Source organism: Dactylosporangium darangshiense, assembly GCF_039537565.1.
In the GTDB taxonomy this organism is placed as follows: domain Bacteria; phylum Actinomycetota; class Actinomycetes; order Mycobacteriales; family Micromonosporaceae; genus Dactylosporangium; species Dactylosporangium darangshiense.
The window spans coordinates 35861-59864 of record NZ_BAABAT010000029.1; the positions used below are offsets into that span (position 1 = coordinate 35861).

Below are 24004 nucleotides of genomic sequence, written 5' to 3' on the forward strand. Positions count from 1 at the left end.
TTCGGCTTGACGACGCACGCATTACACGCGTGTAATTTCACGGGGGATGTTCGTTGGGTTGGTAGCAAGTCGCCACCAAGCGGGCATATGGGAACACCGCGCCGAGGTACAGCAACCTTGTAGGACATGCGCCTTCCGCGTGGGGGGTTGCGCCGGCATTGACGCCGGTGCGCAAGAAGGAGGCACGCTGATGGACGGCCGACCAGTCGTGGCCGACCTGCTGGGTAACGCTCCGGAGTGGCAAGAGCGCGCTCTGTGTTCGCAGACCGACCCGGAGGCTTTCTTCCCGGAGAAGGGCGGGTCGACGCGCGAGGCCAAGCGCATCTGCTCGCGCTGCGAGGTGCGGGCGGACTGCCTGGAGTATGCGCTGGGGCACGACGAGCGCTTCGGGATTTGGGGTGGGCTCTCGGAACGCGAGCGCCGCAAGCTCAAGCGACGGGCTGCTTAGCAGATCGGGATTTCGAAATTGGGCGCCGACATCCGAATTTGGGGTCGGCGCCCTTTTCGTGGGTAAATGCGCCGGTAATTAATATTTATGCGTCCGGAGGAATGACGCGCAGGTGCCCACGCCGGCCGAGCGGATGCTGCTGATCCGGTTCCTCGCGACGCGGTGCGGGACGGGCGGCTTCGCGCACGGCCTCGGCGAGCGCGACGAGATCGTCGTTCGTCGGTGGGGGCGGCCCGTACTCGCCCTCGTGCCGTACCAGGTCCCAACCCCGCGGCGCCGTCAGCCCGCGGGCGTGTGATTCGCACAGGTCGTAGGAGTGCGGCTCGGCGAATGCGGCCAACGGACCGACAACTGCGGTCGATTCGGCATAAACATACGTCAACGTCGCAACGGGGGGTCGGGGGCAACCGTTGCGCGAGCATCGACGTGGGGTCCTCACGGCCGAACCGTATCTCCCCCGGGCCATCGCGCTGTACCGGTAGCCCCGCGACACGCCGGGGGTGACTACGGCGACACGCTCGCTCGGGCGATAGGGTCGGCTGGCGCTACTCTGACATCGTGGCGAGCCCAGACCGACGACGCAGTGGACCGGGACGGCGCGGTCGCGATCGGCATGGCCGGGGTTTGCGCGGCCGCCTGGTCCCCGCATCCCTGCCGATGTCCCGCACGCGCGCCGAGATGTTCGACGATCTGGTGCTCGACTCCGTCGAACAGCTCGAGCAGCGCTTCTCCCAGGAGCTCGCCGGCGTCGAGTTCGCGGTCGAGGACGTGCCGCCCGACCTCAACGTCTACGACTCCGACGTCCTCGAGGACGGCGAGGTCCCGCTGGCGCGCCTGCTGCCCGGCCGCCCCGGCCGCCACGGCGTGCCGCCGCGCATCGTGCTCTACCGCCGGCCGCTGGAGTTCCGCGCCGCCGACCACGACGACCTGGCCGACCTCGTGCACGACGTGATCATCGAGCAGGTCGCCAACCTGCTGGGCGTCTCGCCCGACGACCTCGAGGGCTGAGCCCGGCCGGCCGTCAGAGCGCCGCCGAGGAAGTCGCTGGTGTCGCCGGCCGGCGTGAGCGATCGCCGCGCTCCGCGCCGGCCCGGGCGACTGGCCGGTCCTACGCGCCGATCAGACGGCCCAGCAGGGCGGCGCGGCGGGAGGGGCGGCCGGTGCGGGCCTCCGCCGTGTCCGCGGCCGTCATCAGCCGCAGGCTGGCGTTGACGCCCAGCCAGCGCAGCGGCTCCGGCTCCCAGTTCGGCGAGCGGTGGCCGACCCACGGCAGCGTGACCAGGTCGCTGTCGACGCGGCGGATCAGGTCCGCCAGCGTCCGGCCGGCCAGGTTGGTGGTGCCGACGCCGTCGCCGACGTAGCCGCCGGCCCAGGCCAGTCCCGTCGCCGGGTCGAGGCCCACCGAGGCCATCCAGTCGCGGGCGATGCCGAGCGGGCCGCCCCAGGCGTGCGCCACCGGCACGTCGCCCAGTGCCGGGAAGAGCTCGCCGAGCACCCGGCGCAGCTCGGCGAAGACCCGCGGCTCGAGGTCGAAGGACTCCTCGACGGCCGAGCCGTAGTGGTACGGCGCGCCGCGGCCGCCGAACGCCAGGCGGTCATCGGCGGTGCGCTGGCCGTAGATGATGAGGTGGCGGTGATCGGTGAAGGTCTCGCGATCGGACAGGCCGGCCTCGGACCAGAACGACGCCGGCAACGGGTCGGTGGCGATCATCAGGGAGTACACCGGCGCGATCGCCCGGCGCAGGCCCGGCAGGCGCGGCGTGAAGCCCTCGGTGGCGCGCACGACGATCGGGGCCCGCACGGTGCCGTGCGGCGTCTCGGCACGGCCCGGCGCAATGCGGGTGACCGGGGTTTGCTCGTGGATGCGCACGCCCCGGCGCTCGCACGCCTCGGCGAGGCCGCGCACGAGCTTCGCCGGCTGGATCGCGGCGCAGTGCGGCGTGTAGGTGCCGCCGAGCACGCCCGTCGCGCCGACCCGCTCGCGGGCCTCGCCGGCCGAGAGCAGGCGCAGGTCGAGGCCGTAGCCGGCGGCCTCGTCGGCCTCGTGCCGGGCCCGCTCGAGCTGCAGCGGGGTGCGGGCCAGCACCACGGTGCCGCCCTTGGCGAAGTCGCAGTCGATGCCCTCCGCGGCGGCGACCCGGCCGACCTCGTCGACGGTGGCCTCCATCGCGGCGTTGAGCGCGAGGGCGCGCTCGCGGCCGTATGCGCGGTCGAGGGCCGGCACCGACTTGGGGAACAGCGCCGAGCACCAGCCGCCGTTGCGCCCGCTCGCGCCGAAGCCCGCGGTGCGGGCCTCCAGCACGACGATGCGCAGGGAGGGGTCGGCGACGGCGAGGTAGTAGGCGGTCCACAGGCCCGTGTATCCGGCGCCGACGATGCACACGTCGGCCTCCGCGTCACCGGGGAGCGGCGGGCGGGGCGGCGTCTGTGGCAGTACCGACATCCAGAAGCTCATCGCGCACCTCGCGGATCGGAATGACGCCGGTGGGCGGGTCCCACCCCTCGTCCTCGGGCGTGTCCTCGGGCCAGCCGTCGCTCACCTTCACCGACCACTCGGCCAGCGGAAGCGCCAGCACGAGGGTCTGGGCGAGCTCCTTCTTCGACGGCGGGCGGACGACCGCCCACCGCCCCGGCAGGATGCGCTCGCTGATCGTGCGCAGCGCCGGCACCTGGTCCTCGACCACCGTGCAGGCGCCGAGGACCATCGCCGAGCGGTACCGCATCGACGTCTCGAAGGCGCTGCGGGCCAGCACGATCCCGTCGAGCAGCGTCACGGTCAGGCAGCACGGCGCGCCCGCCGCGAGGAGCCGGAACAGCCGGCTGCCCGTGGAGCCGTGGATGAGCACGGTGTCGCCTTCGCGGCCGTACGCAACGGGTACCGCGTACGGCTGTCCATCGTGGACGAACGCCACGTGCGCGACCGTGCCGGCGTCGAGCACGGCGTGCAGCGTCGAGCGCTCGCGGACCGCCTTGTCGGGCAGGCGGCGGATCCGCGTGCGCTCTACAGGCGCGCCCATGCCTCGGTCAGCACCGCGCGCAGGATCTGCTCCATCTCGGCGAAGTGGCTCTCGTCGCAGATCAGCGGCGGCGCCAGCTGGATCACCGGGTCGCCGCGGTCGTCGGCGCGGCAGTACAGGCCCGCGTCGAAGAGCGCCTTGGACAGGAAGCCGCGCAGCAGCGCCTCGCTCTCGGCGTCGTCGAACGTCGCCTTCGTGGCCTTGTCCTTGACCAGCTCGATGCCGAAGAAGTACCCGTCGCCGCGCACGTCGCCGACGATCGGCAGGTCGTAGAGGCGCTCCAGGTAGGAGCGGAACAGCGGCGAGTTGTCGCGCACGTGCTCGTTGAGGCCCTCGCGCTCGAAGATGTCGAGGTTGGCCAGCGCCACGGCGGAGCCGACCGGGTGCCCGCCGTAGGTGATGCCGTGCGCGAACCAGTTCTTGCCCTCCAGGAACGGCTCGGCGAGCCGGTCGGAGGCGAGCATCGCGCCCAGCGGCACATACCCGCTGGTCAGGCCCTTCGCGCAGGTGATGATGTCGGGCTGGTAGCCATAGCGCGTGGAGCCGAAGTACTCACCGAGCCGGCCGAACGCGCAGATCACCTCGTCGGAGACGAGCAGCACGTCGTAGCGGTCGCAGATCTCCCGGACGCGCTGGAAGTACCCGGGCGGCGGCGGGAAGCAGCCGCCGGCGTTCTGCACCGGCTCGAGGTACACCGCCGCCACCGTGTCCGGCCCCTCGAACTCGATCGCCTCGGCGATGCGGTCCGCGGCCCACACACCGAACTGCTCCGGCGTCATCGACTCGTCCGGACGGCGGTAGTAGTTGGTGTTGGGCACCCGGAACGCGCCGGGCACCAGCGGCTCGAAGTCCTGCTTGAGCACCGGGATGCCGGTGATCGACAGGGCGCCCATCGACGTGCCGTGGTAGGCGATCGAGCGGGACAGCACCTTGGTCTTGAGCGGCTTGCCGGTGCGCTTGAAGTAGGACCGGGCGAGCTTCCACGCGCTCTCGACGGCCTCGGAGCCGCCGGTGGTGAAGAAGACCCGGTTCAGGTCGCCGGGCGTGATGTCCGCCAGGCGATCGGCCAGCTCGATCGCCTTGGGGTGGGCGTACGACCACAGTGGGAAGTACGCGAGCTCGGCGGCCTGCTTGGCGGCGGCGTCGGCGAGCTCCTGCCGGCCGTGGCCGGTCTGCACGACGAAGAGCCCGGACAGGCCGTCGAGGTAGCGGCGGCCGTTGCTGTCGTAGATGTACGGGCCGTCACCGCGCACGATCACGGGAACCGGTGACTCGGCGTAGGCCGACAGCCGCGTGAAGTGCATCCAGAGGTGCTCGCGGGCGGCGGCGTCGAGGTTGGCGGCGTCGGGTTGCTGGTCGGTGTTCATCGGGTCCCCCACGCATAGGTCTGCTTGGCGAGCTTGAGATAGACGAAGGTCTCCGTGGCCGTCACGCCCGGGACGCTCCGCACGGTGTCGTTGATGAGGTCGAGCAGGTGCTCGTCGTCCGTGCACACCAGCTCGACGAGCAGGTCGTAGCCGCCGGCGCAGATGACCACGTAATCGATCTCCGGCACAGCGGCGAGCGCCTTCGCGACCGGCCGAAGGTCTCCCTCGACCTTGACCCCGATCATCACCTGCCGGGCGAAGCCCAGTGTCAGGGGATCGGTGACGGCCACGATCTGCATGACGCCGGTGTCCAGCAGGCGCTGCACCCGCTGGCGGACGGCGGCCTCGGAGAGGCCGACGACCTTGGCAAGGGCGGCGTAGGACATGCGACCATCTCGCTGCAGCTGCTCGATGATCCGCTTGTTGACGTCGTCGAGGACGGGCTCGGTCACGTGTGGATTCTTACCTAGGACCCGGCCGTTGGCAACTAATTCCACGGCCGGTAAACGGTAGATCTGCGGATTCGTTAGGGATGCCATCGAACACGGAACCGTGGCACACTGTCCCTCCTCGTTTCCGGGAGGTGAAGCGAGGTTACGACCGTAACCCTGGTTTGATTCCATAGCGCTTTTCGTTGTGCGGCCCGATCGTGACAACGGAATCCCTTGTGAGAGATGGCACCTCGTGTCAGGATCAGTCGTCGGTCACCGCCCCCCAAGTACATCCCCCCGAAGTGCCGACCGGCAACCGAGATCCGTAGGAGCCCCCGTGCGAAACCCCTCTCGCCCGCCGCTCTCGCCAGAAGCACAGGCGGTCATCAATGCCACCGGCCTGTCGCGCCGGACCCTCATGCGTGGCCTGCTCGCCGGAGGTGCCTTCGTCGCCGGTGGCGGCGTCCTGGCGGCCTGCGGCACGAAGCCCGCGAAGAAGTCGGACGCTGAGAAGGCGGCCTGCGTCGGAACCGATGCCTCGGCGACCGAGAAGAAGATCAACTTCTCGAACTGGCCGCTGTACATCGACGTCGATGCGAACGACGACAAGAAGCGCCCCTCGCTGGACGCGTTCACCGCGAAGACCAGCATCGCGGTGACCTACACCGAGGACATCAACGACAACAACGAGTTCTTCGGCAAGGTCCGCAACCAGCTCCAGCAGTGCCAGTCCATCGACCGGGACGTCATGGTCCTGACGGACTGGATGGCCTCGCGCGTGGTCGGCCTGGGCTGGGTGCAGCCCTTCGACCCGGCCAAGACCCCGAACTTCACCAAGAACGTCCTGGCCACGCTGCGCAACCGGCCGTGGGACAAGGACATGAACCACGCCGCACCGTGGCAGTCCGGCCTGACCGGCATCGCCTTCAACGGCAAGGTCACCAAGGAGGTCCGCACGATCGACGAGCTGCTGACCCGCTCGGATCTCAAGGGCAAGATCGCGGTGCTCACCGAGATGCGCGACACGGTCGGCCTGGTGCTGCTGTCGATGGGCAAGGACCCCGCCAAGGTGACCGACGCCGAGTACGACGCGGCGCTGGAGAAGCTCAAGAAGGCCGTCGACTCCGGCCAGATCCGCAAGTTCACCGGCAACGACTACAAGGAAGACCTCGCCAAGGGCGACCTGGCGGCCTGCATCGCCTGGTCCGGCGACGTCATCCAGCTCGCCGCCGAGGAGGGCTCGCAGGTCAAGTTCGTCACGCCGGAAGAGGGCCTCATGCTCTGGTCCGACAACATGATGATCCCGGCTCCGGCCACCCACAAGGCCAACGTCGAGCAGCTCATCGACTACTTCTACGACCCCGCGGTGGCCGCGCAGGTCGCCGCGTCGGTGAACTACATCTGCCCGGTCCAGGGCGCGCAGGACGCGATGACGAAGATCGACCCGGACCTGGCGACCAACCCGCTGATCTTCCCGGACGCCGCGACGCTCGCGAAGGCGCACTCGTTCAAGGCGCTCACCGAGGACGAGGACAAGAAGTACGCCGCGAAGTTCGAGTCGGTTCGAGGGGCCTGATACATGACCGAGCAGCACGACATGGCCAGCGGCGCCGACCTCAGGCTGGTCGGCGTGACGAAGCGGTTCGGGGCCTTCACCGCGGTCGACGACCTGACCCTCACGGTGCCCCGGGGGTCGTTCTTCGCCCTGCTGGGCGCCTCCGGGTGCGGCAAGACGACCACTCTGCGGATGATCGCGGGCCTCGAGGAACCGACGGCCGGCCAGGTGCTGCTCGGCGACCGGGACGTGACGCCGTTGCGGCCGTACAAGCGCCCGGTCAACACGGTGTTCCAGAGCTACGCGCTCTTCCCCCACCTGTCCATCTCCGACAACGTCGCGTTCGGCCTGCGCCGGCGCGGCGTGAAGCAGCACGCCGACCAGGTGGAGCAGATGCTCCGCCTGGTCGAGATGGAGGGCTTCGGCCGGCGCAAGCCCTCGCAGCTCTCCGGCGGCCAGCAGCAGCGCGTGGCGCTCGCCCGGGCCCTGATCAACCGGCCGCAGGTGCTGCTGCTCGACGAGCCGCTCGGCGCGCTCGACCTCAAGCTGCGCCGGCAGATGCAGGTCGAGCTCAAGCGCATCCAGACCGAGGTCGGCATCACCTTCGTGCACGTCACGCACGACCAGGAGGAGGCCATGACGATGGCCGACACGGTCGCGGTGATGAACGCCGGGCGCATCGAGCAGCTCGGCGCGCCGGTGGACATGTACGACTTCCCCGGTACGGCGTTCGTGGCCAACTTCCTCGGCCAGTCCAACCTGTTCGCCGCCGAGGTGCGCGGGCGCAACGGCGGCGACGTGCTCGTCGAGGCGTACGGCACCCGCTACACCGTCCCGTCCGCGCGCGCCCGCGCCGAGGACGGCACCGTCTGGCTCGGCGTGCGCCCGGAGAAGATGCACCTGAGCACCGGCGAGGTGCCCAGCGGCCACCAGAGCGTCTCCGGCCTGGTCACCGACTCCTCCTACATGGGCGTGAGCACGCAGTACCTGGTCCGGGCGCCATGGGGCGAGGAGCTGACCGTCTTCGTGCCCAACTCCGGCGTCGCCGCGCCGCTCGCGGTGGCCAGCGAGGTCACCGTGCACTGGCGCCCCGAGCACGCTTTCCTGCTGCCGCGCCCGGCCGGGGAGACCCACGCTCCAGTGGCGGATTCGGAGGAAGTGGCCGCATGAGCGCCCTGGGGCAACTAGGGGCCGGGGCGCCGGTCAAGCTGGAAAAACCCCGTCGGCGCTGGCTGCCGTACCTCCTGCTGCTGCCCGGCGGGCTCTGGCTGATCCTGTTCTTCGCGGTGCCGTGCGTGCAGCTGCTGGCCACGAGCCTCTACGACCCGTCCGGGTCGCTGGAGGACGGCTACGCGATGACCTGGCAGTTCAGCAACTACTCCGACGCCGTCGACGCCTACCTGCCCCAGTTCGGCCGCTCGATCGGCTACGCCGCGCTGACCACCGCGTTCTGCCTCCTGCTGGGCTACCCGCTGGCCTACGCCATCGCGCAGAAGGCCGGTCGCTGGAAGAACGTGCTGCTCATCTGCGTCATCGCGCCGTTCTTCACCAGCTTCCTGATCCGCACGCTGGCCTGGAAGGTCATCCTGTCCGACAACGGCACGGTCGTGTCGGTGCTCAACGCGCTGCACGTCCCGCTGCCCGACGGCCGGCTGCTGGCCACGACGCCGGCGGTGATCGCCGGCCTGGTGTACAACTTCCTGCCCTTCATGGTCCTGCCGCTCTACGCCAGCCTGGAGAAGCTCGACCCGCGGCTGATCGAGGCCGCCGGGGACCTCTACGCCCGGCCGGTCGCGCGGTTCACCCGCGTGGTGCTGCCGCTGTCCATGCCCGGCGTGGTGGCCGGCACGCTGCTCACGTTCATCCCGGCGGCCGGCGACTACATCAACGCCGAGCTGCTGGGCACGAGCCGGCAGTACATGATCGGCAACGTCATCCAGTCGAAGTTCCTGAAGGTCGGCGACTACCCCGCCGCCGCGGCGCTGTCGTTCACGCTGATGGCGGCGATCCTCGTGCTGGTCTTCGTCTACGTCAAGCGCGCCGGAACGGACGAGGTGCTCTGATGGTCCACCGCCTCCGCCGGTTCGTCGCCGATCACTGGGTCCTCGCCATCGGGCTCATCGTCCTGCTGTACCTCTTCGTGCCCATCGCCGTCGTGGCCGCGATGTCGTTCCGCGACGCCGGCCACAACGCGCCCTACACGCTCGACAACTTCAAGTTCACCTGGGACAACTGGGCGCACCCCTTCGGCGTGGCCGGCATCCAGGACGCGTTCCTGCTGAGCATCGGCATCGCGCTGGTCGCCACGGTCGGCGCGACGATCCTCGGCACGCTCATGTCCTTCGCGCTGGCCCGGCACACCTTCCGCGGCCGCGGCGCGACCAACACGCTCATCTTCCTGCCGATGGCCACGCCCGAGATCGTGATGGGCTCGTCGCTGCTGGCGCTGTTCGTCGCCTCCGGCGTGCCGCTGGGCTTCTGGACCGTCGTCATCGCGCACGTCATGTTCTGCCTGTCGTTCGTGGTCGTCACGGTCAAGGCCCGCCTCGCCGGGCTCGACCCGCGGCTGCAGGAGGCCGCCATGGACCTCTACGCCGACGAGCGGCAGACGTTCATGCGGGTGACGCTGCCGCTGGTGATGCCGGGCATCGTCGCGGCCGCCCTGCTGTCGTTCTCGCTCTCGTTCGACGACTTCATCGTCACCAACTTCAACTCCGGCACCGTCGTCACGTTCCCGATGTTCGTCTGGGGCGCCTCCCAGCGCGGCATCCCCGCGCAGATCAACGTGATCGGCACCGCCATGTTCCTCATCTCGTTCCTGATCGTCCTGATCGGACAGCTACCGCGCCTGCGCCGGAAGGCCTGATAACCCATGCGACTGCTCATTGTCGGCGCCGGTGGCGTCGGCTCCGCCGCCGTGCGCATCGCCGCCCGGCGATCCTTCTTCGACCATTGCGTCGTGGCCGACTACGACGTGGCGCGCGCCGAGGCCGCGGTGTCCTCGGTGGACGATCCGCGGTTCGCCTCGGCCGCGCTGGACGCCTCCGACGCCGGCGCCGTGGAGCAGTTGTGCCGCAGCCTGCGCATCAGCCACGTGCTCAACGCCGTCGATCCGCGCTTCGTCATGCCGGTCTTCACCGGCGCGTTCGCGGCCGGCGCGCACTACCTCGACATGGCCATGTCCCTGTCGCATCCGCACCCCGAGCGGCCGTACGACAAGATCGGCGTCATGCTCGGCGACGAGCAGTTCGCCGAGCAGGACCGATGGGCGGACGCGAACCGGCTGGCGCTGGTCGGGATGGGCGTGGAGCCGGGCCTGTCCGACGTCTTCGCGCGGTACGCCGCCGACGACCTCTTCGCCGAGGTGCACGACGTCGGCATCCGCGACGGCTCCGACCTCGTCGTGGACGGCTACGAGTTCGCGCCCTCCTTCTCGATCTGGACCACGATCGAGGAGTGCCTCAACCCGCCGGTCGTCTACGAGAAGAACCGCGGCTGGTACGTCACCCGCCCCTTCTCCGAGCCGGAGACCTTCAACTTCCCGGCCGGCATCGGCCCCGTCGAGTGCGTCAACGTGGAGCACGAGGAGGTGCTGCTCATCCCGCGCTGGATCGACGCGCGGCGGGTCACCTTCAAGTACGGCCTGGGCAACGAGTTCATCGAGGTCCTCAAGACCCTGCACAAGCTCGGGCTGGACTCGACGAAGAAGGTGCGCGTCGGCGGCGTCGAGGTCTCGCCGCGCGACGTGGTGGCCGCCTGCCTGCCCGACCCGGCGACGCTCGGCGAGCGCATGCACGGGCGCACCTGCGCCGGCACCTACGTCACCGGCCTGGGCAAGGACGGCCGGCCGCGCGCGACGTACCTGTACCACGTCGTGGACAACGCGTGGACGATGGCCGAGTACGGCTCTCAGGCCGTCGTCTGGCAGACCGCCATCAACCCGGTCGTGGCGCTGGAGCTCATCGCGGCCGGCACGTGGACGGGCGCGGGCGTGCTCGGCCCCGAGGCGCTGCCGCCGCGGCCGTTCCTCGATCTGCTCACCGAGTACGGCTCCCCCTGGGGTATCCAGGAACTATGACCCTGGCCGAACAAATGACGAGATAACAATGACGAGATACGGCCCGATGTTCGGACCCGACATCACCTTCCTCGGCGTGCCGGCGTGCGATCTTGCCGCCCTGCCCGAGGCCGACATCGTGATCGTCGGGGCGCCGTTCGACGGCGGGACGTCGCACCGGCCCGGCACCCGGTTCGGGCCGCAGGCCATCCGGCAAGCCTGCTACCTGCCCCAGGACGGGTCCCGCCCGTCGCTGGCCCTCGGCGTCGACGCGCTGCGCGACCTGAGGGTCTTCGACGCCGGGGACGTGGAGATGTACGCCGGTGACGCCGCCGCGGCCATCCGCCGGCTCGAGGACGCCGTGTTCGCCGTCGCCGACTCGGGCGCGATCCCGATCGTGCTCGGCGGCGACCACACCATCGCCTGGCCCGACGCCACCGGCGTGGCCCGCAAGCTCGGCTACGGCCGTGTGTCGATGGTCCACTTCGACGCGCACGCCGACACCGGCGACGTCGAGTTCGGCTCCCTGATCGGCCACGGCCAGCCGATGCGCCGCCTGATCGAGTCCGGCGCCCTGCGCGGGGACCGGTTCCTGCAGATCGGCCTGCGCGGCTACTGGCCGGGCCCGGAGACCCTCGACTGGATGGCCGCGCAGGGCATGCGCTCCTACGAGATGACCGAGATCGTCGCCCGCGGTCTCGACGAGTGCCTGACCGAGGCCTTCGCCACCGCGACCGACGAGTGCGAGGGCGTGTTCCTGTCCGTGGACGTCGACGTCGTCGACCCGGGCATGGCGCCCGGCACCGGCACGCCCGAGCCGGGCGGGCTGACCGCGCGGCAGCTGCTGGACGCCGTGCGCCGCTGCTGCTACGAGCTGCCGATCGTCGGCGTCGACGTGGTCGAGGTGAGCCCGCCGTACGACCACGCGGAGATCACCGCGTATCTGGCCAACCGCGTCGTGCTCGAGGCGCTGTCGGCGATCGCCCGGCGCCGCCGCGGCGACCCGTGGGATCCGCGCCGCCCCCTGTTGCAGGGCCGGTAGCACTCAACCTTTCGCACCTGCGGACCCGTCGGTTGGGTGACGGCAGCTAGCGAGAGGAAGCGGATGGGCGAAAACAGCACCGAGGCCGCCTACGTCGACTATGTCGCCGCGCGGCTGCCGGCGCTGCACCGTGCCGCCTACCTGCTGTGCGCGGGCGACGCGCACCGCGCCGACGACATCGTGCAGACCACCATCACCAAGCTGTACCAGCACTGGAAGCGCGTCGCGCGTACCGACAACATCGACGCCTACGTGCACCGCATGCTCGTGCACGCCGTCATCGACGAGAAGCGGGCGTCGTGGTCGCGCGTGACGCTGGTCGCCTCCGCCGAGGACGTGCGCTCGGCCGACCCCCACGCCGGCGTCGACGAGCGCAGCCGCCTCGTCGACGCCCTGCGCCGGCTGCCGCCACGACAGCGGGCCGTGCTCGTGATGCGGTTCCTGCTCGACCGCCCGATCGAAGAGGTGGCCGAGGCGCTGAACTGCTCGATCGGCACCGTCAAGAGCCAGTCCTCGCGGGGCCTCGAGGCGCTGCGGGGCCTGTTGGCCAACAACCACTGAGGAGATCACCATGACCCCCTTCGACGAGGACGACGCCGGCGGCGACCTGCGGGCGCTGATGCTCGCGGTCGAGGTGCCCGACAGCGGCGCCGACGTGCAACGCGCCATCACGACCGGCCGCCGCGCCCGCCGGCGCACCGCCGTGATGAGCGCGGCCACCGCCGTGGTGGTGCTCGCAGCGGTCGGCACCTTCGTGGCCTTCGGCCCGATGCGTGCCGGGCCGCCCAACGCACCGGCCGCCTCGGCCACGCCCGCGGCGCCGCTCGCCGCCGCGATCTGTTCACCGACGGCGCTCGACCTGCCGCCCGGCAGCGCCGACGCCTCGACGACGACGATCGACCCGGCCGGCCGGATCGTCGGCGGCTACGTCGACGAGCAGCAGCCCAAGCCGATCGTCTGGCGCGACGGCCGGCCCGAGCTGGTGCCGGGCGTCACCGGCGTGGTCACAGACGTGGCGAGCGACGGTACCGCGGTCGGCTACGCCGTGAGCGACCAGCACAACGCCGTCGGCTGGGTCGTGCGCGGCGGCAAGGCGACCAACCTCGCCGTCCCGCCGGGCTACCAGTTCGCCACCCCGTTGGCGATCAACGCCAACGGCATGATCGTCGGCGCGGCGAGCACCGCCGCCGCCGCGTCCTCCGTGCCCGCGGCCTGGTCGGTCGACGGCACCGTGCACCTGCTCACGGTCCCGTCCGGCGTCGGCGACGCGTCGAAGGCCTCCACCGCGCGGGACGTCGCCGACGACGGCACCGTGGTCGGCGAGGCGCGCGGCGTCGCGATGATGTGGAGGCCGGACGGCACGCCGCACGTCCTGCCGGCGGCCCCTCACGGGTACGACGGCCAGGCGATGGGGATCGCCGGCCACTACGCCTACGGCGTGTCCAGCTACGCCGCGGTCCGCTGGGACCTGCGGACCGACGCGGTCGCGGTGATGCGCCTGGAAGGCGTGACCAACGTCCGGGCCGGCACGGCGAGCGGCCTCGCCCTCATCACCGGCGACGGCCTCGGCCGGACCGTCCTGCAGGCCGAGGACGGCAACTCGATCCACCTGAACGGGCCCAACAACGAGTTCGCCTCGGCCGCCGCGGTGAGCTCGGACGGGTCGACGATCGCCGGCACCTTCGTGGTAGGCGACGTCAACCATCCGGTCGTCTGGCACTGCGGCTGATCACCGTGCCGGGTCCCGGGCGTGCACCGCACGCCCGGGACCCGTGGATCACGCCGGCTGCCCGTCGAGCTCCTCGAGCTCCTGCGGGGTGAGCAGGCGGGAGCGGATCAGGAAGCGCACGCCCTCGGGGGCCTCGAGCGAGAAGCCGCTGCCGCGGCCCGGCACGACGTCGACCGTCAGGTGCGTGTGCCGCCACCGCTCGAACTGCGCGCGCGACATCCAGAACCGCACCGGCTCGTCGACGCCGTCGACGGCCAGCGATGTCAGCAGCACGTCGGCCGAGCCGGTGCGAAACTCGCCCTCGAGGTAGCACATCGGGGAGCTGCCGTCGCAGCACCCGCCGGACTGGTGGAACATCAGCGGCCCGTGCGCGCCCCGCAGCGACCGGATCAGCTCGGCCGCCGCGGGGCTCAGCGCCACCCGGTCCATGACTAGAAGAACCCGAGCTTGTTGGGGGAGTAGCTGACCAGCAGGTTCTTGGTCTGCTGGTAGTGCTCCAGCATCATCTTGTGGTTCTCCCGGCCGATGCCGGACTGCTTGTAGCCGCCGAAGGCCGCGTGCGCGGGGTACGCGTGGTAGCAGTTCGTCCACACCCGGCCGGCCTGGATGGCCCGGCCCGCGCGGTAGGCCGTGTTCGTGTCGCGGGTCCACACGCCGGCGCCGAGGCCGTAGAGCGTGTCGTTGGCGATCTTGACGGCGTCGGCGAAGTCGGTGAACGAGGTCACCGAGACCACCGGCCCGAAGATCTCCTCCTGGAAGATCCGCATCGAGTTGTCGCCCTCGAAGACCGTCGGCTGGACGTAGTAGCCACCCGACAGCTCGCCGCCGAGGTCGGCCCGCTCGCCCCCGATGCGCACCTTGGCGCCCTCCTGGCGGCCGATGTCGAGGTACGACAGGATCTTCTCCAGCTGGTCGTTGGAGGCCTGCGCGCCGATCATGGTGTCGGTGTCGAGCGGGTGGCCCTGGCGGATCGCGCGGACGCGGTCGGTCGCGGCGTCCATGAACTCGCCGTAGTGCCCCTGCTGGATGAGCGCGCGCGACGGGCAGGTGCAGACCTCGCCCTGGTTGAGCGCGAACATCGCGAAGCCCTCGAGCGCCTTGTCGTAGAAGGCGTCCCGGGCGGAGGAGACGTCGTCGAAGAAGATGTTCGGGCTCTTGCCGCCGAGCTCCAGCGTCACCGGTTGATGTTCTCGCTGGCGTACTGCATGATCAGCCGCCCGGTCGTGGTCTCGCCCGTGAAGGCGACCTTCGCCACGCGCGCGCTGCTGGCCAGCGGCTTGCCGGCCTCGACGCCGAAGCCGTTGACGATGTTCACCACGCCCGGCGGCAGCAGGTCGGCGATCAGGGCCATGAGCACGTGGATCGAGGCGGGGGTCTGCTCGGCGGGCTTGAGCACGACGGCGTTGCCGGCGGCGAGGGCGGGCGCGAGCTTCCACGTGGCCATGAGGAGCGGGAAGTTCCACGGGATGATCTGGGCGACGACGCCGAGCGGCTCGTGGAAGTGGTAGGCGACGGTGTCGTCGTCGAGCTCGCCGAGGCTGCCCTCCTGCGCGCGGATGGCGCCGGCGAAGTACCGGAAGTGATCCACCGCCAGCGGCAGGTCGGCGGCCATGGTCTCCCGGATCGGCTTGCCGTTCTCCCAGGTCTCGGCGACGGCGAGGGCCTCCAGGTTGGCCTCGATCCGGTCGGCGATCTTGTTGAGGATGTTCGCGCGCTCGGCGACGGGGGTGCGGCCCCACGCGTCGGCGGCGCCGTGCGCGGCGTCGAGGGCGAGCTCGACGTCCTCGGCCGTGCCCCGGGCGATCTCGCAGAACGGCTGCCCGGTGACCGGCGTCGGGTTCTCGAAGTACTGGCCGCGGACCGGCTTGACGTACTGGCCGCCGATCCAGTGGTCGTAGCGGGGCTCGTATCCGACCAGGGCGCCGTCCTGGCCGGGGGCTGCATAGCGGGTCATGCCCCGGAAGCTAGTGACGGCGACGTTGCAACCACGTTGCGTCGGGCGGCGCGTACTCCTCCGACAGCCGCGCCACCCGCTCCAGCGCGAGGGCCTGCCGCGGTGAGCCGGCGGGCAGCACCGCGGCGAGCGCCTCCCACATCCACAGGTCCTCGGCGCCCCAGCTCGCCTCGGTCCACGCCGCGAGCAGCGCCGGGTCGGCGCTGGCCCGCACGCCGGCGCGCAGCTGCCCCTCGATGAGCCGGCGCAGCCGCACGACGCCGGGGGCGTCCGAGCGCGGCAGCAGTGGCCCGCGATAGGTCCGCAGCGCGGCCGTGACGTCGCCGCGGCCGAGGTGCTCGGCGATCTCGGCGAAGTCCGAGTGCACGGCGTCGCGCAGCCGGTAGGGGCGCGAGAGCAGCAGCGGGCCGAGCGCGTGGCGCAGCCGGGAGAGCTCGGCCCGCAGCGTCACCGGGTTGACCAGGTCGTCGCCGTAGAGCTCGATCGCCAGCTGGTCGCCGGTCAGCCCCTCGGGGTGCGCGCACAGCAGCGCGACGATCTCGCTGTGCCGCCGGCTCAGCGGCAGGGAACGGCCGCCGGCCGACAGGACCGCCGCGTCGCGCCCGAGCGCGCTGAGGGAGGCGCCGGCCGCGCGCGGGCCCGGCAGCGTGGCCAGGAACGCCTCGGCGGCGCGGGCTGTGGCGAGTACCAATGCCAAGGAATGCGGATTCGCGAGGTGGTCTCCGCCCGTGATGTCGATCGCGCCGAGCAGCCGGCCGGTGCGCGGGTCATGGATGGCGCGGCCGAGCAGGTCCACCGCTGCACGCGCCGGCTGAAGTGCTCGGTGGCGAAGATCTGCACCTCGTGGTCGACGGCGACCGCGGTACCGGGCGCGTTGGTGCCGGCGTGGGCCTCGTCCCAGTGCGCGCCGGCGACGAAGTTCATGCCCTCGGCCCGGCGCACGACGGTCGGGTGCCCCTCGACCCACAGCAGCCGGCCCTGCGCGTCGCAGACCGCCATCAGGTGGTCGCCGTCCTCGGCGAAGCCGCCGAGCAGGTCGCGGAACAGCGGCAGCACGTGGCGCAGCGGGTGCGCGCCGCGGTAGTCCTCCAGCTCATCGTCGTCCAGGCCGATCGGGACCGCGGCGTCGGGGTCGAGGCCGCCGGCGGCGCTGCGCCGCCACGAGTCGGCGACCACCTCGCGCACCTGCCCGCCGACGCGGCCGCCGCCGAGGAACGCGTCCCAGGCGCGGCCGTTCTGGCCGATCCGCTCGCGCGGATCGGCCCCCGCGGGCAGCGCTAACCACGGGTTTGCATGGCCCCATAGTGACCCGCGTCACCCATGATTTACAACGACGACTCCAGCAGACCCAGCGCGCGATCCAGGGTGGCGTCGTCCATGACCAGCGGCGGGAGGAAGCGGATCACGTTGCCGTACGTGCCGCAGGTGAGCAGCAGCAGGCCCGCCTGGTGCGCCAGGCGCTGGATCTCCGCCGTCTTCGCCGGGTCCGGGGTGGCGCCGAGCGGCGCGCCCCGGGCGTAGCCGCGCTCGGCGGTGATGGTGCCGGGTGCGGCCGAGTCGGGTACCACGATCTCGATCGCGAGCATCGCGCCACGGCCGCGGACGTCGCCGATGAACGCGTGCCGCTGCTGCAGCTCGCGCAGGCGCGGGAGCATCACCGACTCGATCCGGCGGGCAGCGGCGGCGAGTTCGAGCTCGCGCATGGTCTCGATCGAGGCCAGCGCCGCGGCGCAGGCGATCGGGTTGCCGCCGTAGGTGCCGCCGAGGCCGCCGACGTGCACGGCGTCCATCACCTCGGCGCGGCCGGTCACCGCCGCGAGCGGCAGGCCGCCGGCGATGCCCTTCGCGGTGGTGACGATGTCCGGCTCGACGCCCTCGTGTGTCGAGGCGAACCAGTCGCCGGTGCGGCAGAAGCCGGTCTGGATCTCGTCGGCCACGAACATCGCGCCGTTCGCCTTCGCCCAGGCGGCCAGGGCGGGCAGGAACCCCGGCGCCGGTACGACGAAGCCGCCCTCGCCCTGGATCGGCTCGATGAGCACTGCGGCGACCTGGTCGGCGCCCACCTGCTTCTCGATCGTGTTGATGGCCAGGGCTGCGGCGTCGGGCCCGGCCAGGCCGTCGCGGAACGGGTAGGACATCGGCACGCGGTAGATCTCGCCGGCGAACGGGCCGAAGCCGTGCTTGTACGGCATGTCCTTCGCCGTCAGCGCCATCGTGAGGTTGGTGCGGCCGTGGTAGGCGTGGTCGAACACGACGACCGCCCGGCGGCCCGTGGCGTGCCGGGCGATCTTCACCGCGTTCTCGACGGCCTCGGCGCCGGAGTTGAACAGGGCCGAGCGCTTCTCGAACGAGCCCGGCGTGAGCGCGTTGAGCTGCTCGCACACGGCGACGTAGCTCTCGTAGGGCGCGATCATGAAGCAGGTGTGCGTGAAGCGCTCGACCTGGGCCTGCACCGCCGCCACCACGCGCGGGCTCGCGTTGCCCACGTTGGTGACGGCGATGCCGGCGGCCATGTCGATCCACTCGCGGCCGTCCACGTCGGACAGCGTGCCGCCGGAGGCGTGGTCGACGTACGACTGGATCATGCTGCTGACGCCGCGCGCGACGGCGGCGCTGCGGCGCTTGTGGATATCCGCGGACCTGTGCATTTCGGAGGAGATCGACATCACAGCTCGATGTTGTGCATGACGTGCTTGATCCGGGTGTAGTCCTCCAGGCCGTAGACTGAGAGGTCCTTGCCGTAGCCGGACTGCTTGAACCCGCCGTGCGGCATCTCGGCGACGATCGGGATGTGCGCGTTGACCCAGACGCAGCCGAAGTCCAGGCGGCGGGTCATGCGCATCGCGCGGCCGTGGTCGCGGGTCCACACCGACGACGACAGCCCGTACTCCACGCCGTTGGCCCAGCGCACCGCCTCGTCCTCGTCGGTGAAGCGCTGCACGGTGATCACCGGCCCGAAGACCTCGTCCTGGATGATCTCGTCGTCCTGGCGCAGGCCGGAGACCACGGTCGGGGAGTAGAAGTAGCCGCGCTCGCCGACCCGGGAGCCGCCCGCGTCGAGCTTGGCGTGGTCGGGCAGCCGGTCGATGAAGCCGCCGACCCGGGCCAGCTGGTTGGCGTTGTTGAGCGGGCCGTAGAGCACGTCCTCGTCGTCCGGCGCGCCGGTCTTCGTCCCGGCGGCCTGCTCGGCCAGCGCCGCCACGAAGTCGTCGTAGATGCCGGGGCCGGCCAGCACCCGGGTGGCCGCGGTGCAGTCCTGGCCCGCGTTGAAGTAGCCGGCGACGGCGATCGCCTCGGCGGCCGCGGCCAGGTCGGCGTCGTCGAAGACCACGACCGGGGCCTTCCCGCCGAGCTCCAAATGGGTCCGCTTGAGCGAGGGCGCCGCGCCGGAGGCGACCTCGCGCCCGGCGCGCACCGAGCCGGTGATCGACACGAACTGCGGCGTCGGGTGTGCCACCAGCGCCCGGCCCGTCTCCCGGTCGCCCGTGACGACGTTGAGCACGCCCGGGGGCAGGAACTCGGCGGCCAGCTCGGCCAGCAGCAGCGTGGAGACCGGCGTGGTGTCGGAGGGCTTGAGCACGACCGTGTTGCCCGCGGCGAGCGCCGGCGCGATCTTCCACACCGCCATCATCATCGGGTAGTTCCAGGGCGTGACCTGCGCGCAGACGCCAATCGGCTCGCGGCGCACGTAGCTGGTGTGGCCCTTCATGTACTCCCCGGCGGAACGGCCCTCGAGCAGCCGCGCGGCGCCGGCGAAGAAGCGGATCTGGTCCACCGACGGGGGCAGTTCCTCGCTCGCCGTCATCCCGCGCGGCTTGCCGGTGTTGCGGACCTCGGCGTCGATGAGCTCGCCGGCCCGCTCCTCCATCGCGTCGGCGAGCTTGAGCAGCGCCTTCTGCCGCTCCGAGGGCGTCGCGTCCCGCCACGTCTCGAACGCCTTCGACGCGGCCCGCATGGCGCGGTCCACGTCCTGCGCGCCGGACACCGGTGCGGAGGCGAACACCTCACCGGTGGTGGGGTCGATGAGGTCCGAATACTGGCCGTCGACGGGCTCGACGTGCGCGCCGTCGATGAAATTCTGCAGTTGCTTGGTCATGTCCACTCCTTTGAGTGCCGGCAGCCACATCCTTCCATCGAATCCGCGGCACACAACCCCTTGCGCAACTGTTTCCGCGCTGTGAACGGGCCGGGGCAGGGTTTAGGGTGGGAATCGTGACCCCGTTCTACATCGCCGGCCGCCCGGCGACCAGCGACGACGCCGTCGAGATCCGCCACCCCTTCGACGGGCGCCCGGTCGGCACTACTGCCAACGCTACGCCCGAGCAGGTGGAGGAGGCCGTCGCGGCGGCCGCCGCCGTCGCCGCCGAGGCCGCCGCACTGCCCGCGAGCGCCCGGGCCGGAGCCCTCGACCACGTCAGCGCCCGGCTCAAGGAGCGCGCCGACGAGGTCGCCCGGCTGATCACCGCCGAGAACGGCAAGCCGCTGAAGTGGGCCCGCGGCGAGGTGGCCCGCGCGGTGTCGACGTTCCGCTGGGCGGCCGAGGAGGCGCGCCGCTTCTCCGGCGCGGTGCAGCGCCTCGACACCGACCCGGCCGCCACCGGCCGCATCGCGCTGGTCAAGCGGGTGCCGCGGGGCCCGGTGCTGGGTATCTCGCCGTTCAACTTCCCGCTCAACCTGGTCGCGCACAAGGTCGCGCCGGCGATCGCGGTCGGCGCGCCGATCGTGCTCAAGCCGGCGCCGGCGACCCCGCTCAGTGCGCTGCTGCTCGGCGAGATCCTCGCCGAGACCGACCTGCCCGCCGGCATGTGGTCGGTCGTCCCCATCCCGAACGACCGCGCGCCCGCCCTGGTCGCCGACCCGCGCCTGCCGGTCGTGTCGTTCACCGGGTCCGGGCCGGTCGGCTGGCAGATCCGCGACGCCGTGCCGCGCAAGCACGTCACCCTGGAACTCGGAGGCAACGCCGCCGTGGTGGTGTGCGAGGACTACGACGACCTGGACTGGGCCGCGTCGCGCATCGCCACGTTCTCCAACTACCAGGCCGGGCAGAGCTGCATCGCGGTTCAGCGGGTGTACGTCCACGAACGCCACTACGACGCCCTCGCCGACCGGCTCGTCGCCGCGGTCGAGGCGCAGCGCACCGGCGACCCCAACGACGAGCGGACCGACGTCGGCCCCCTGATCAGCGAGGCCGCCGCCAAGCGGGTCGAGGCGTGGGTCGGCGAGGCGGTCGCAGCCGGCGCCAAGCTGCTCGCCGGCGGCGCCCGCGACGGCGCCGCCTACGCACCGACGGTCCTCGCCGGCGTGCCCGCCGACGCCAAGGTCGTCGCCGAGGAGGTCTTCGGCCCCGTGCTCGTGCTGGCCCGGGTCGGCTCCGACGCCGAGGGCCTCGCGGCCGTGAACGCCTCGCAGTACGGGCTGCAGGCCGGCGTCTTCACCCGCCGCCTGGACCGGGCCTTCGAGGCGCACCGCGTGCTCGACGTCGGCGGGGTGATCGTCGGCGACGTGCCGAGCTACCGGGCCGACCAGATGCCCTACGGCGGCGCCAAGGCCAGCGGCGTCGGCCGCGAGGGCCTGGCCAGCGCGATGGCGGACTACACCGAGGAGCGGGTGATGGTCCTGACCGGGCTGCAGCTGTAGGTCACTCCCAGGCCTCGCGCGGTTCGATCGAGGAGGAGCCCGGCGGCCGCTCGGCCGACTCGTACAGCTTCGCGTCGAAGACGTCGGGCTCCAGGAAGATGAAGCACTCGTAGGTCAGCGCGTCGCGCACCTGCTTCTCGGCCCGGTTGATCGCGGCCGCCACGTGCGCCATCGTCTCGTTGGCCCGGACCGCCACCTTGGCCGCGATCAGCAGCTGGTCGGGGCCGAGGTGCATGGTGCGCAGGTGGATCATCCGCTCGATCAGCGGCTCCCGCTCGATGGCGGCCTCGATCGTCAGCAGCGTGCCGTTGTCGGCCGACTCGCCGATCAGCAGGCTGCGCATCCGCTGCGAGAGGGTGATCGAGATGACCACCAGCAGCGCGCCGATGGCGATGGTGCCGGCCGCGTCCCAGCGCCCGTCGCCGGTGATGACGGCCAGCCCGATCCCGGCGAAGGCGAAGGTGAGGCCGGTCAGGGCGCCGAAGTCCTCGGCCAGTACGACCGGCAGCTCGGGGGAGCGGGTGGTGCGGATGAAGCGCAGCCAGGGCGCGCCGCGGCGGGACGGCTCGGCCTCGTGCACGGCGGTACGCAGCGAGAACGACTCCAGCACGACCGATACGCCGAGCACGACGAACGCCCAGATCGGGTCCTCGACCGGCTTCGGGTTGTGCAGCTTCTCGTACCCTTCGTAGAGGGCGAACACACCGCCGACGAGAAAGATCACGAGGGTGACGAGGAAGCCGTAGAAGTACCGGAAGCGTGCATAGCCGAACGGGTGCAGCTGGCTCGCCCGTTGCCGCGCCCGGCGCCCGCCGACGAGCAGCAGCACCTGGTTGGCGGTGTCGGCTACGGAGTGCACGGCCTCCGCGAGCAGGGCGGACGATCCAGTGAACACGAACGCGACGAACTTGCTGAGCGCGATGCCGAGATTGGCAGCCAGTGCCGCGACGATCGCCCGCAGGGAGTTACCTTCCTCGGCCATGCCTCATCCTGTATCACAATGCTTGCCCGGATCTGACATCGGCAACTCGCGACTGACACGTGTACGGAACGCAACCGCACTAGGCTCCGTCGTAGGAACAGCGACCACGACTAGGGGTGCGAGACTGTGATCGACCTGAGCCGGATCGTCAAGGCCTACGACGTGCGGGGCACGGTGCCAGACCAGCTCAACGAGCCGGTGGCGGAGGCGCTCGGACGCGCCTTCGTCCAGACGCTGCGCTCGCGCGGAGAGTACGCCGAGAAGATCGTCACAGCGCATGACATGCGGGCCTCCGGCCCGGCGCTCGCGGCCGCCTTCGCCGCCGGTGCGCGCGCCGAGGGCGCCGACATCCTGGAGGCCGGGCTGGGCTCCACCGACCTGCTCTACTACGCCTCCGGCGCGCTCGACCTTCCCGGCGCGATGTTCACCGCCAGTCACAATCCCGCGCAGTACAACGGGATCAAGCTCTGCAAGCAGGGCGCCAAGCCCGTCGGGCAGGACACCGGCCTCACCGAGATCCGCGAGCGCGCGCAGGCGATCCTCGACAGCGGCGCGCCGCGGGTGAGCGAGGCCGAGCTCAAGGGCGACGTGGAGCAGTACAGCCTGCTGGAGCGCTACGCGACCCACCTGCTCAAGCTCGTCGACCTCTCCGACATCCGGCCGCTGACCGTGGTCGTCGACGCCGGCAACGGCATGGGCGGCTACACGGTCCCGGCGGTGCTCGGCTCGGGGCTGCCGCTGACGATCATCCCGATGTACTTCGAGCTCGACGGGACGTTCCCCAACCACGAGGCCAACCCGCTGGAGCCGGCCAACCTCGTCGACCTGCAGGCCAGGGTCCGCGAGACCGGCGCCGACCTCGGGCTCGCGTTCGACGGCGATGCCGACCGCTGCTTCGTCATCGACGAGCGCGGCGAGGCCGTGTCGCCCTCGGTCATCACCGCGATGGTCGCCGTGCGCGAGCTGGCCAAGGAGCCGGGCGCCACGATCATCCACAATCTCATCACCTCGCACGTGGTTCCCGAGATCATCCAGGAACACGGCGGTGTGCCGGTGCGCACCCGGGTCGGGCACTCGTTCATCAAGGCCGAGATGGCGCGCACGGGCGCCGTCTTCGGCGGCGAGCACTCCGCGCACTACTACTTCCGCGACTTCTGGGGCGCCGACACCGGCATGCTGGCCGCGCTGCACACCCTCGCGCTGCTCGGCGGCCAGGCCGCACCGCTGTCGGCCCTGGCCAAGGACTACGAGCGGTACATGGCCTCGGGGGAGATCAACTCGACGGTGGCCGACCAGGCGGCGAAGATGGCCGAGATCGAGCAGGTCTTCGACGTGCCGGTCGACCGCCTCGACGGGATTACCCTCAGTTTCCCCGACGGCAGCTGGGCCAACGTCCGTCCGTCCAACACCGAGCCGCTCCTGCGGCTTAACGTTGAGGCGCCGACCGCGCAGCGGTTGGCCGCCCTGCGCGATGAGATGCTGGCCGTCATCCGACGCTGACGGCAGGCCCATAAAGGAGTTGGAACGCGTGTCCGTGGACCCCGCCCTGCTTGCGATCCTGCGCTGCCCCGACGACCACCACGCCGAGCTCACCCTCGACGCCGAAGGGCAGACGCTGACCTGCACCGAATGCGGGCGGATCTTCGAGATCCGCGACGGCATCCCGGTGCTGCTGCTCGACGAGGCGCGCCAGCCGTCCGCCGAGTCCGACCCGGCGGTTTCCGAGGGTCCGCGCGAGGGAACGGCCGAGGACAACGCCAACGCGAGCGATGAGGAGGGTGCGCA

General features: G+C 71.2%; 21 protein-coding genes and 3 pseudogenes. 13 read left to right on the plus strand and 11 right to left on the minus strand.

Annotated features, from left to right (window positions below; translation table 11 throughout):
• The first annotated feature begins 190 nt into the window (after window positions 1-190).
• Window positions 191-448: a WhiB family transcriptional regulator gene (locus tag ABD901_RS38145; RefSeq protein WP_033364663.1), complete on the plus strand. Its 258-nt coding sequence runs from the start codon at window positions 191-193 to the stop codon at window positions 446-448.
• 85 nt (window positions 449-533) lie between these two features.
• On the opposite strand, the gene ABD901_RS38150 is transcribed toward ABD901_RS38145, so the two are convergent.
• Entirely contained in the window at window positions 534-887 is a 354-nt protein-coding gene (locus ABD901_RS38150; RefSeq protein ID WP_345134832.1) for a DUF3499 domain-containing protein, read from the minus strand.
• A gap of 119 nt (window positions 888-1006) precedes the next feature.
• Here ABD901_RS38150 and ABD901_RS38155 point away from each other — a divergent pair, with 119 nt between their 5' ends.
• Window positions 1007-1456, plus strand: a complete 450-nt coding sequence (locus ABD901_RS38155) for a metallopeptidase family protein (protein WP_345134834.1) — start codon at window positions 1007-1009, stop codon at window positions 1454-1456.
• 100 nt (window positions 1457-1556) lie between these two features.
• Here the strand turns inward: ABD901_RS38155 and ABD901_RS38160 are convergent, their stop codons facing one another.
• The 4 genes from ABD901_RS38160 to ABD901_RS38175 are packed head-to-tail and all read right to left on the minus strand — an operon-like array spanning window position 1557 to window position 5284.
• Entirely contained in the window at window positions 1557-2903 is a 1347-nt protein-coding gene (locus ABD901_RS38160; protein ID WP_345134836.1) for an NAD(P)/FAD-dependent oxidoreductase, read from the minus strand.
• Window positions 2845-3465, minus strand: a complete 621-nt coding sequence (locus ABD901_RS38165; RefSeq protein WP_345134837.1) for a pyridoxamine 5'-phosphate oxidase family protein — start codon at window positions 3463-3465, stop codon at window positions 2845-2847. The genes ABD901_RS38160 and ABD901_RS38165 overlap by 59 nt, the downstream gene beginning before the upstream one ends.
• Entirely contained in the window at window positions 3450-4832 is a 1383-nt protein-coding gene (locus ABD901_RS38170) for an aspartate aminotransferase family protein (protein ID WP_345135036.1), read from the minus strand. Before ABD901_RS38170 ends, ABD901_RS38165 begins: the two co-directional genes overlap by 16 nt.
• Window positions 4829-5284, minus strand: coding sequence for an Lrp/AsnC family transcriptional regulator (locus ABD901_RS38175; protein WP_345134839.1), 456 nt, complete (start codon window positions 5282-5284; stop codon window positions 4829-4831). The genes ABD901_RS38170 and ABD901_RS38175 overlap by 4 nt, the downstream gene beginning before the upstream one ends.
• Window positions 5285-5600: 316 nt before the next feature.
• Between ABD901_RS38175 and ABD901_RS38180 the strand changes: the two genes are divergently transcribed.
• The 8 genes from ABD901_RS38180 (at window position 5601) to ABD901_RS38215 (ending at window position 13646) form a co-directional block, all read left to right on the plus strand.
• Window positions 5601-6839, plus strand: coding sequence for a polyamine ABC transporter substrate-binding protein (locus ABD901_RS38180; protein WP_345134842.1), 1239 nt, complete (start codon window positions 5601-5603; stop codon window positions 6837-6839).
• Window positions 6840-6842: 3 nt separating this feature from the next.
• Window positions 6843-7988 carry an ABC transporter ATP-binding protein gene (locus ABD901_RS38185; protein ID WP_345134844.1) on the plus strand — a complete coding sequence of 382 codons (1146 nt, stop codon included), beginning with the start codon at window positions 6843-6845 and terminating at the stop codon, window positions 7986-7988.
• Window positions 7985-8881, plus strand: coding sequence for an ABC transporter permease (locus tag ABD901_RS38190; RefSeq protein WP_345134846.1), 897 nt, complete (start codon window positions 7985-7987; stop codon window positions 8879-8881). The genes ABD901_RS38185 and ABD901_RS38190 overlap by 4 nt, the downstream gene beginning before the upstream one ends.
• Window positions 8881-9684 carry an ABC transporter permease gene (locus tag ABD901_RS38195; RefSeq protein WP_345134848.1) on the plus strand — a complete coding sequence of 268 codons (804 nt, stop codon included), beginning with the start codon at window positions 8881-8883 and terminating at the stop codon, window positions 9682-9684. Before ABD901_RS38190 ends, ABD901_RS38195 begins: the two co-directional genes overlap by 1 nt.
• Window positions 9685-9690: 6 nt before the next feature.
• Window positions 9691-10896: a saccharopine dehydrogenase family protein gene (locus tag ABD901_RS38200; RefSeq protein WP_345134850.1), complete on the plus strand. Its 1206-nt coding sequence runs from the start codon at window positions 9691-9693 to the stop codon at window positions 10894-10896.
• A gap of 28 nt (window positions 10897-10924) precedes the next feature.
• Complete coding sequence (speB, locus tag ABD901_RS38205) at window positions 10925-11917, plus strand: agmatinase (protein WP_345134852.1); 993 nt, start codon at window positions 10925-10927, stop codon at window positions 11915-11917.
• A gap of 63 nt (window positions 11918-11980) precedes the next feature.
• Window positions 11981-12478, plus strand: coding sequence for a SigE family RNA polymerase sigma factor (locus ABD901_RS38210; RefSeq protein ID WP_345134854.1), 498 nt, complete (start codon window positions 11981-11983; stop codon window positions 12476-12478).
• Between the two features lie 10 nt (window positions 12479-12488).
• Window positions 12489-13646: a hypothetical protein gene (locus tag ABD901_RS38215; protein ID WP_345134856.1), complete on the plus strand. Its 1158-nt coding sequence runs from the start codon at window positions 12489-12491 to the stop codon at window positions 13644-13646.
• Window positions 13647-13694: 48 nt separating this feature from the next.
• Here the strand turns inward: ABD901_RS38215 and ABD901_RS38220 are convergent, their stop codons facing one another.
• The 5 genes and pseudogenes from ABD901_RS38220 to ABD901_RS38240 all read right to left on the minus strand — a co-directional run bounded on the left by ABD901_RS38220 (window position 13695) and on the right by ABD901_RS38240 (window position 19696).
• Window positions 13695-14075, minus strand: coding sequence for a DUF779 domain-containing protein (locus ABD901_RS38220; protein WP_345134858.1), 381 nt, complete (start codon window positions 14073-14075; stop codon window positions 13695-13697).
• 2 nt (window positions 14076-14077) lie between these two features.
• A pseudogene (adh, locus tag ABD901_RS38225) lies at window positions 14078-15600 on the minus strand (aldehyde dehydrogenase).
• 10 nt (window positions 15601-15610) lie between these two features.
• Window positions 15611-16875, minus strand: a pseudogene (locus ABD901_RS38230) (response regulator transcription factor).
• 50 nt (window positions 16876-16925) lie between these two features.
• The gene (gene gabT, locus ABD901_RS38235; protein WP_345135037.1) at window positions 16926-18248 is read right to left on the minus strand and encodes a 4-aminobutyrate--2-oxoglutarate transaminase; all 1323 of its coding nucleotides are present in this window, start codon (window positions 18246-18248) and stop codon (window positions 16926-16928) included.
• A gap of 17 nt (window positions 18249-18265) precedes the next feature.
• Complete coding sequence (locus ABD901_RS38240) at window positions 18266-19696, minus strand: gamma-aminobutyraldehyde dehydrogenase (protein ID WP_380137981.1); 1431 nt, start codon at window positions 19694-19696, stop codon at window positions 18266-18268.
• A 116-nt stretch (window positions 19697-19812) separates the two neighbouring features.
• Here ABD901_RS38240 and ABD901_RS38245 point away from each other — a divergent pair, with 116 nt between their 5' ends.
• Window positions 19813-21237 (plus strand): aldehyde dehydrogenase family protein, encoded by a 1425-nt coding sequence (locus ABD901_RS38245; protein ID WP_345134860.1) that lies wholly within the window; start codon window positions 19813-19815, stop codon window positions 21235-21237.
• Between the two features lies 1 nt (window position 21238).
• On the opposite strand, the gene ABD901_RS38250 is transcribed toward ABD901_RS38245, so the two are convergent.
• Window positions 21239-22219, minus strand: coding sequence for a cation diffusion facilitator family transporter (locus tag ABD901_RS38250; protein WP_345134862.1), 981 nt, complete (start codon window positions 22217-22219; stop codon window positions 21239-21241).
• A gap of 126 nt (window positions 22220-22345) precedes the next feature.
• Between ABD901_RS38250 and ABD901_RS38255 the strand changes: the two genes are divergently transcribed.
• Both ABD901_RS38255 and ABD901_RS38260 read left to right on the plus strand, forming a co-directional pair.
• Window positions 22346-23719, plus strand: a complete 1374-nt coding sequence (locus ABD901_RS38255; protein WP_345134864.1) for a phosphomannomutase/phosphoglucomutase — start codon at window positions 22346-22348, stop codon at window positions 23717-23719.
• 28 nt (window positions 23720-23747) lie between these two features.
• Window positions 23748-23909, plus strand: a pseudogene (locus ABD901_RS38260) (Trm112 family protein); the annotation flags it as partial.
• Window positions 23910-24004: the final 95 nt, after the last annotated feature.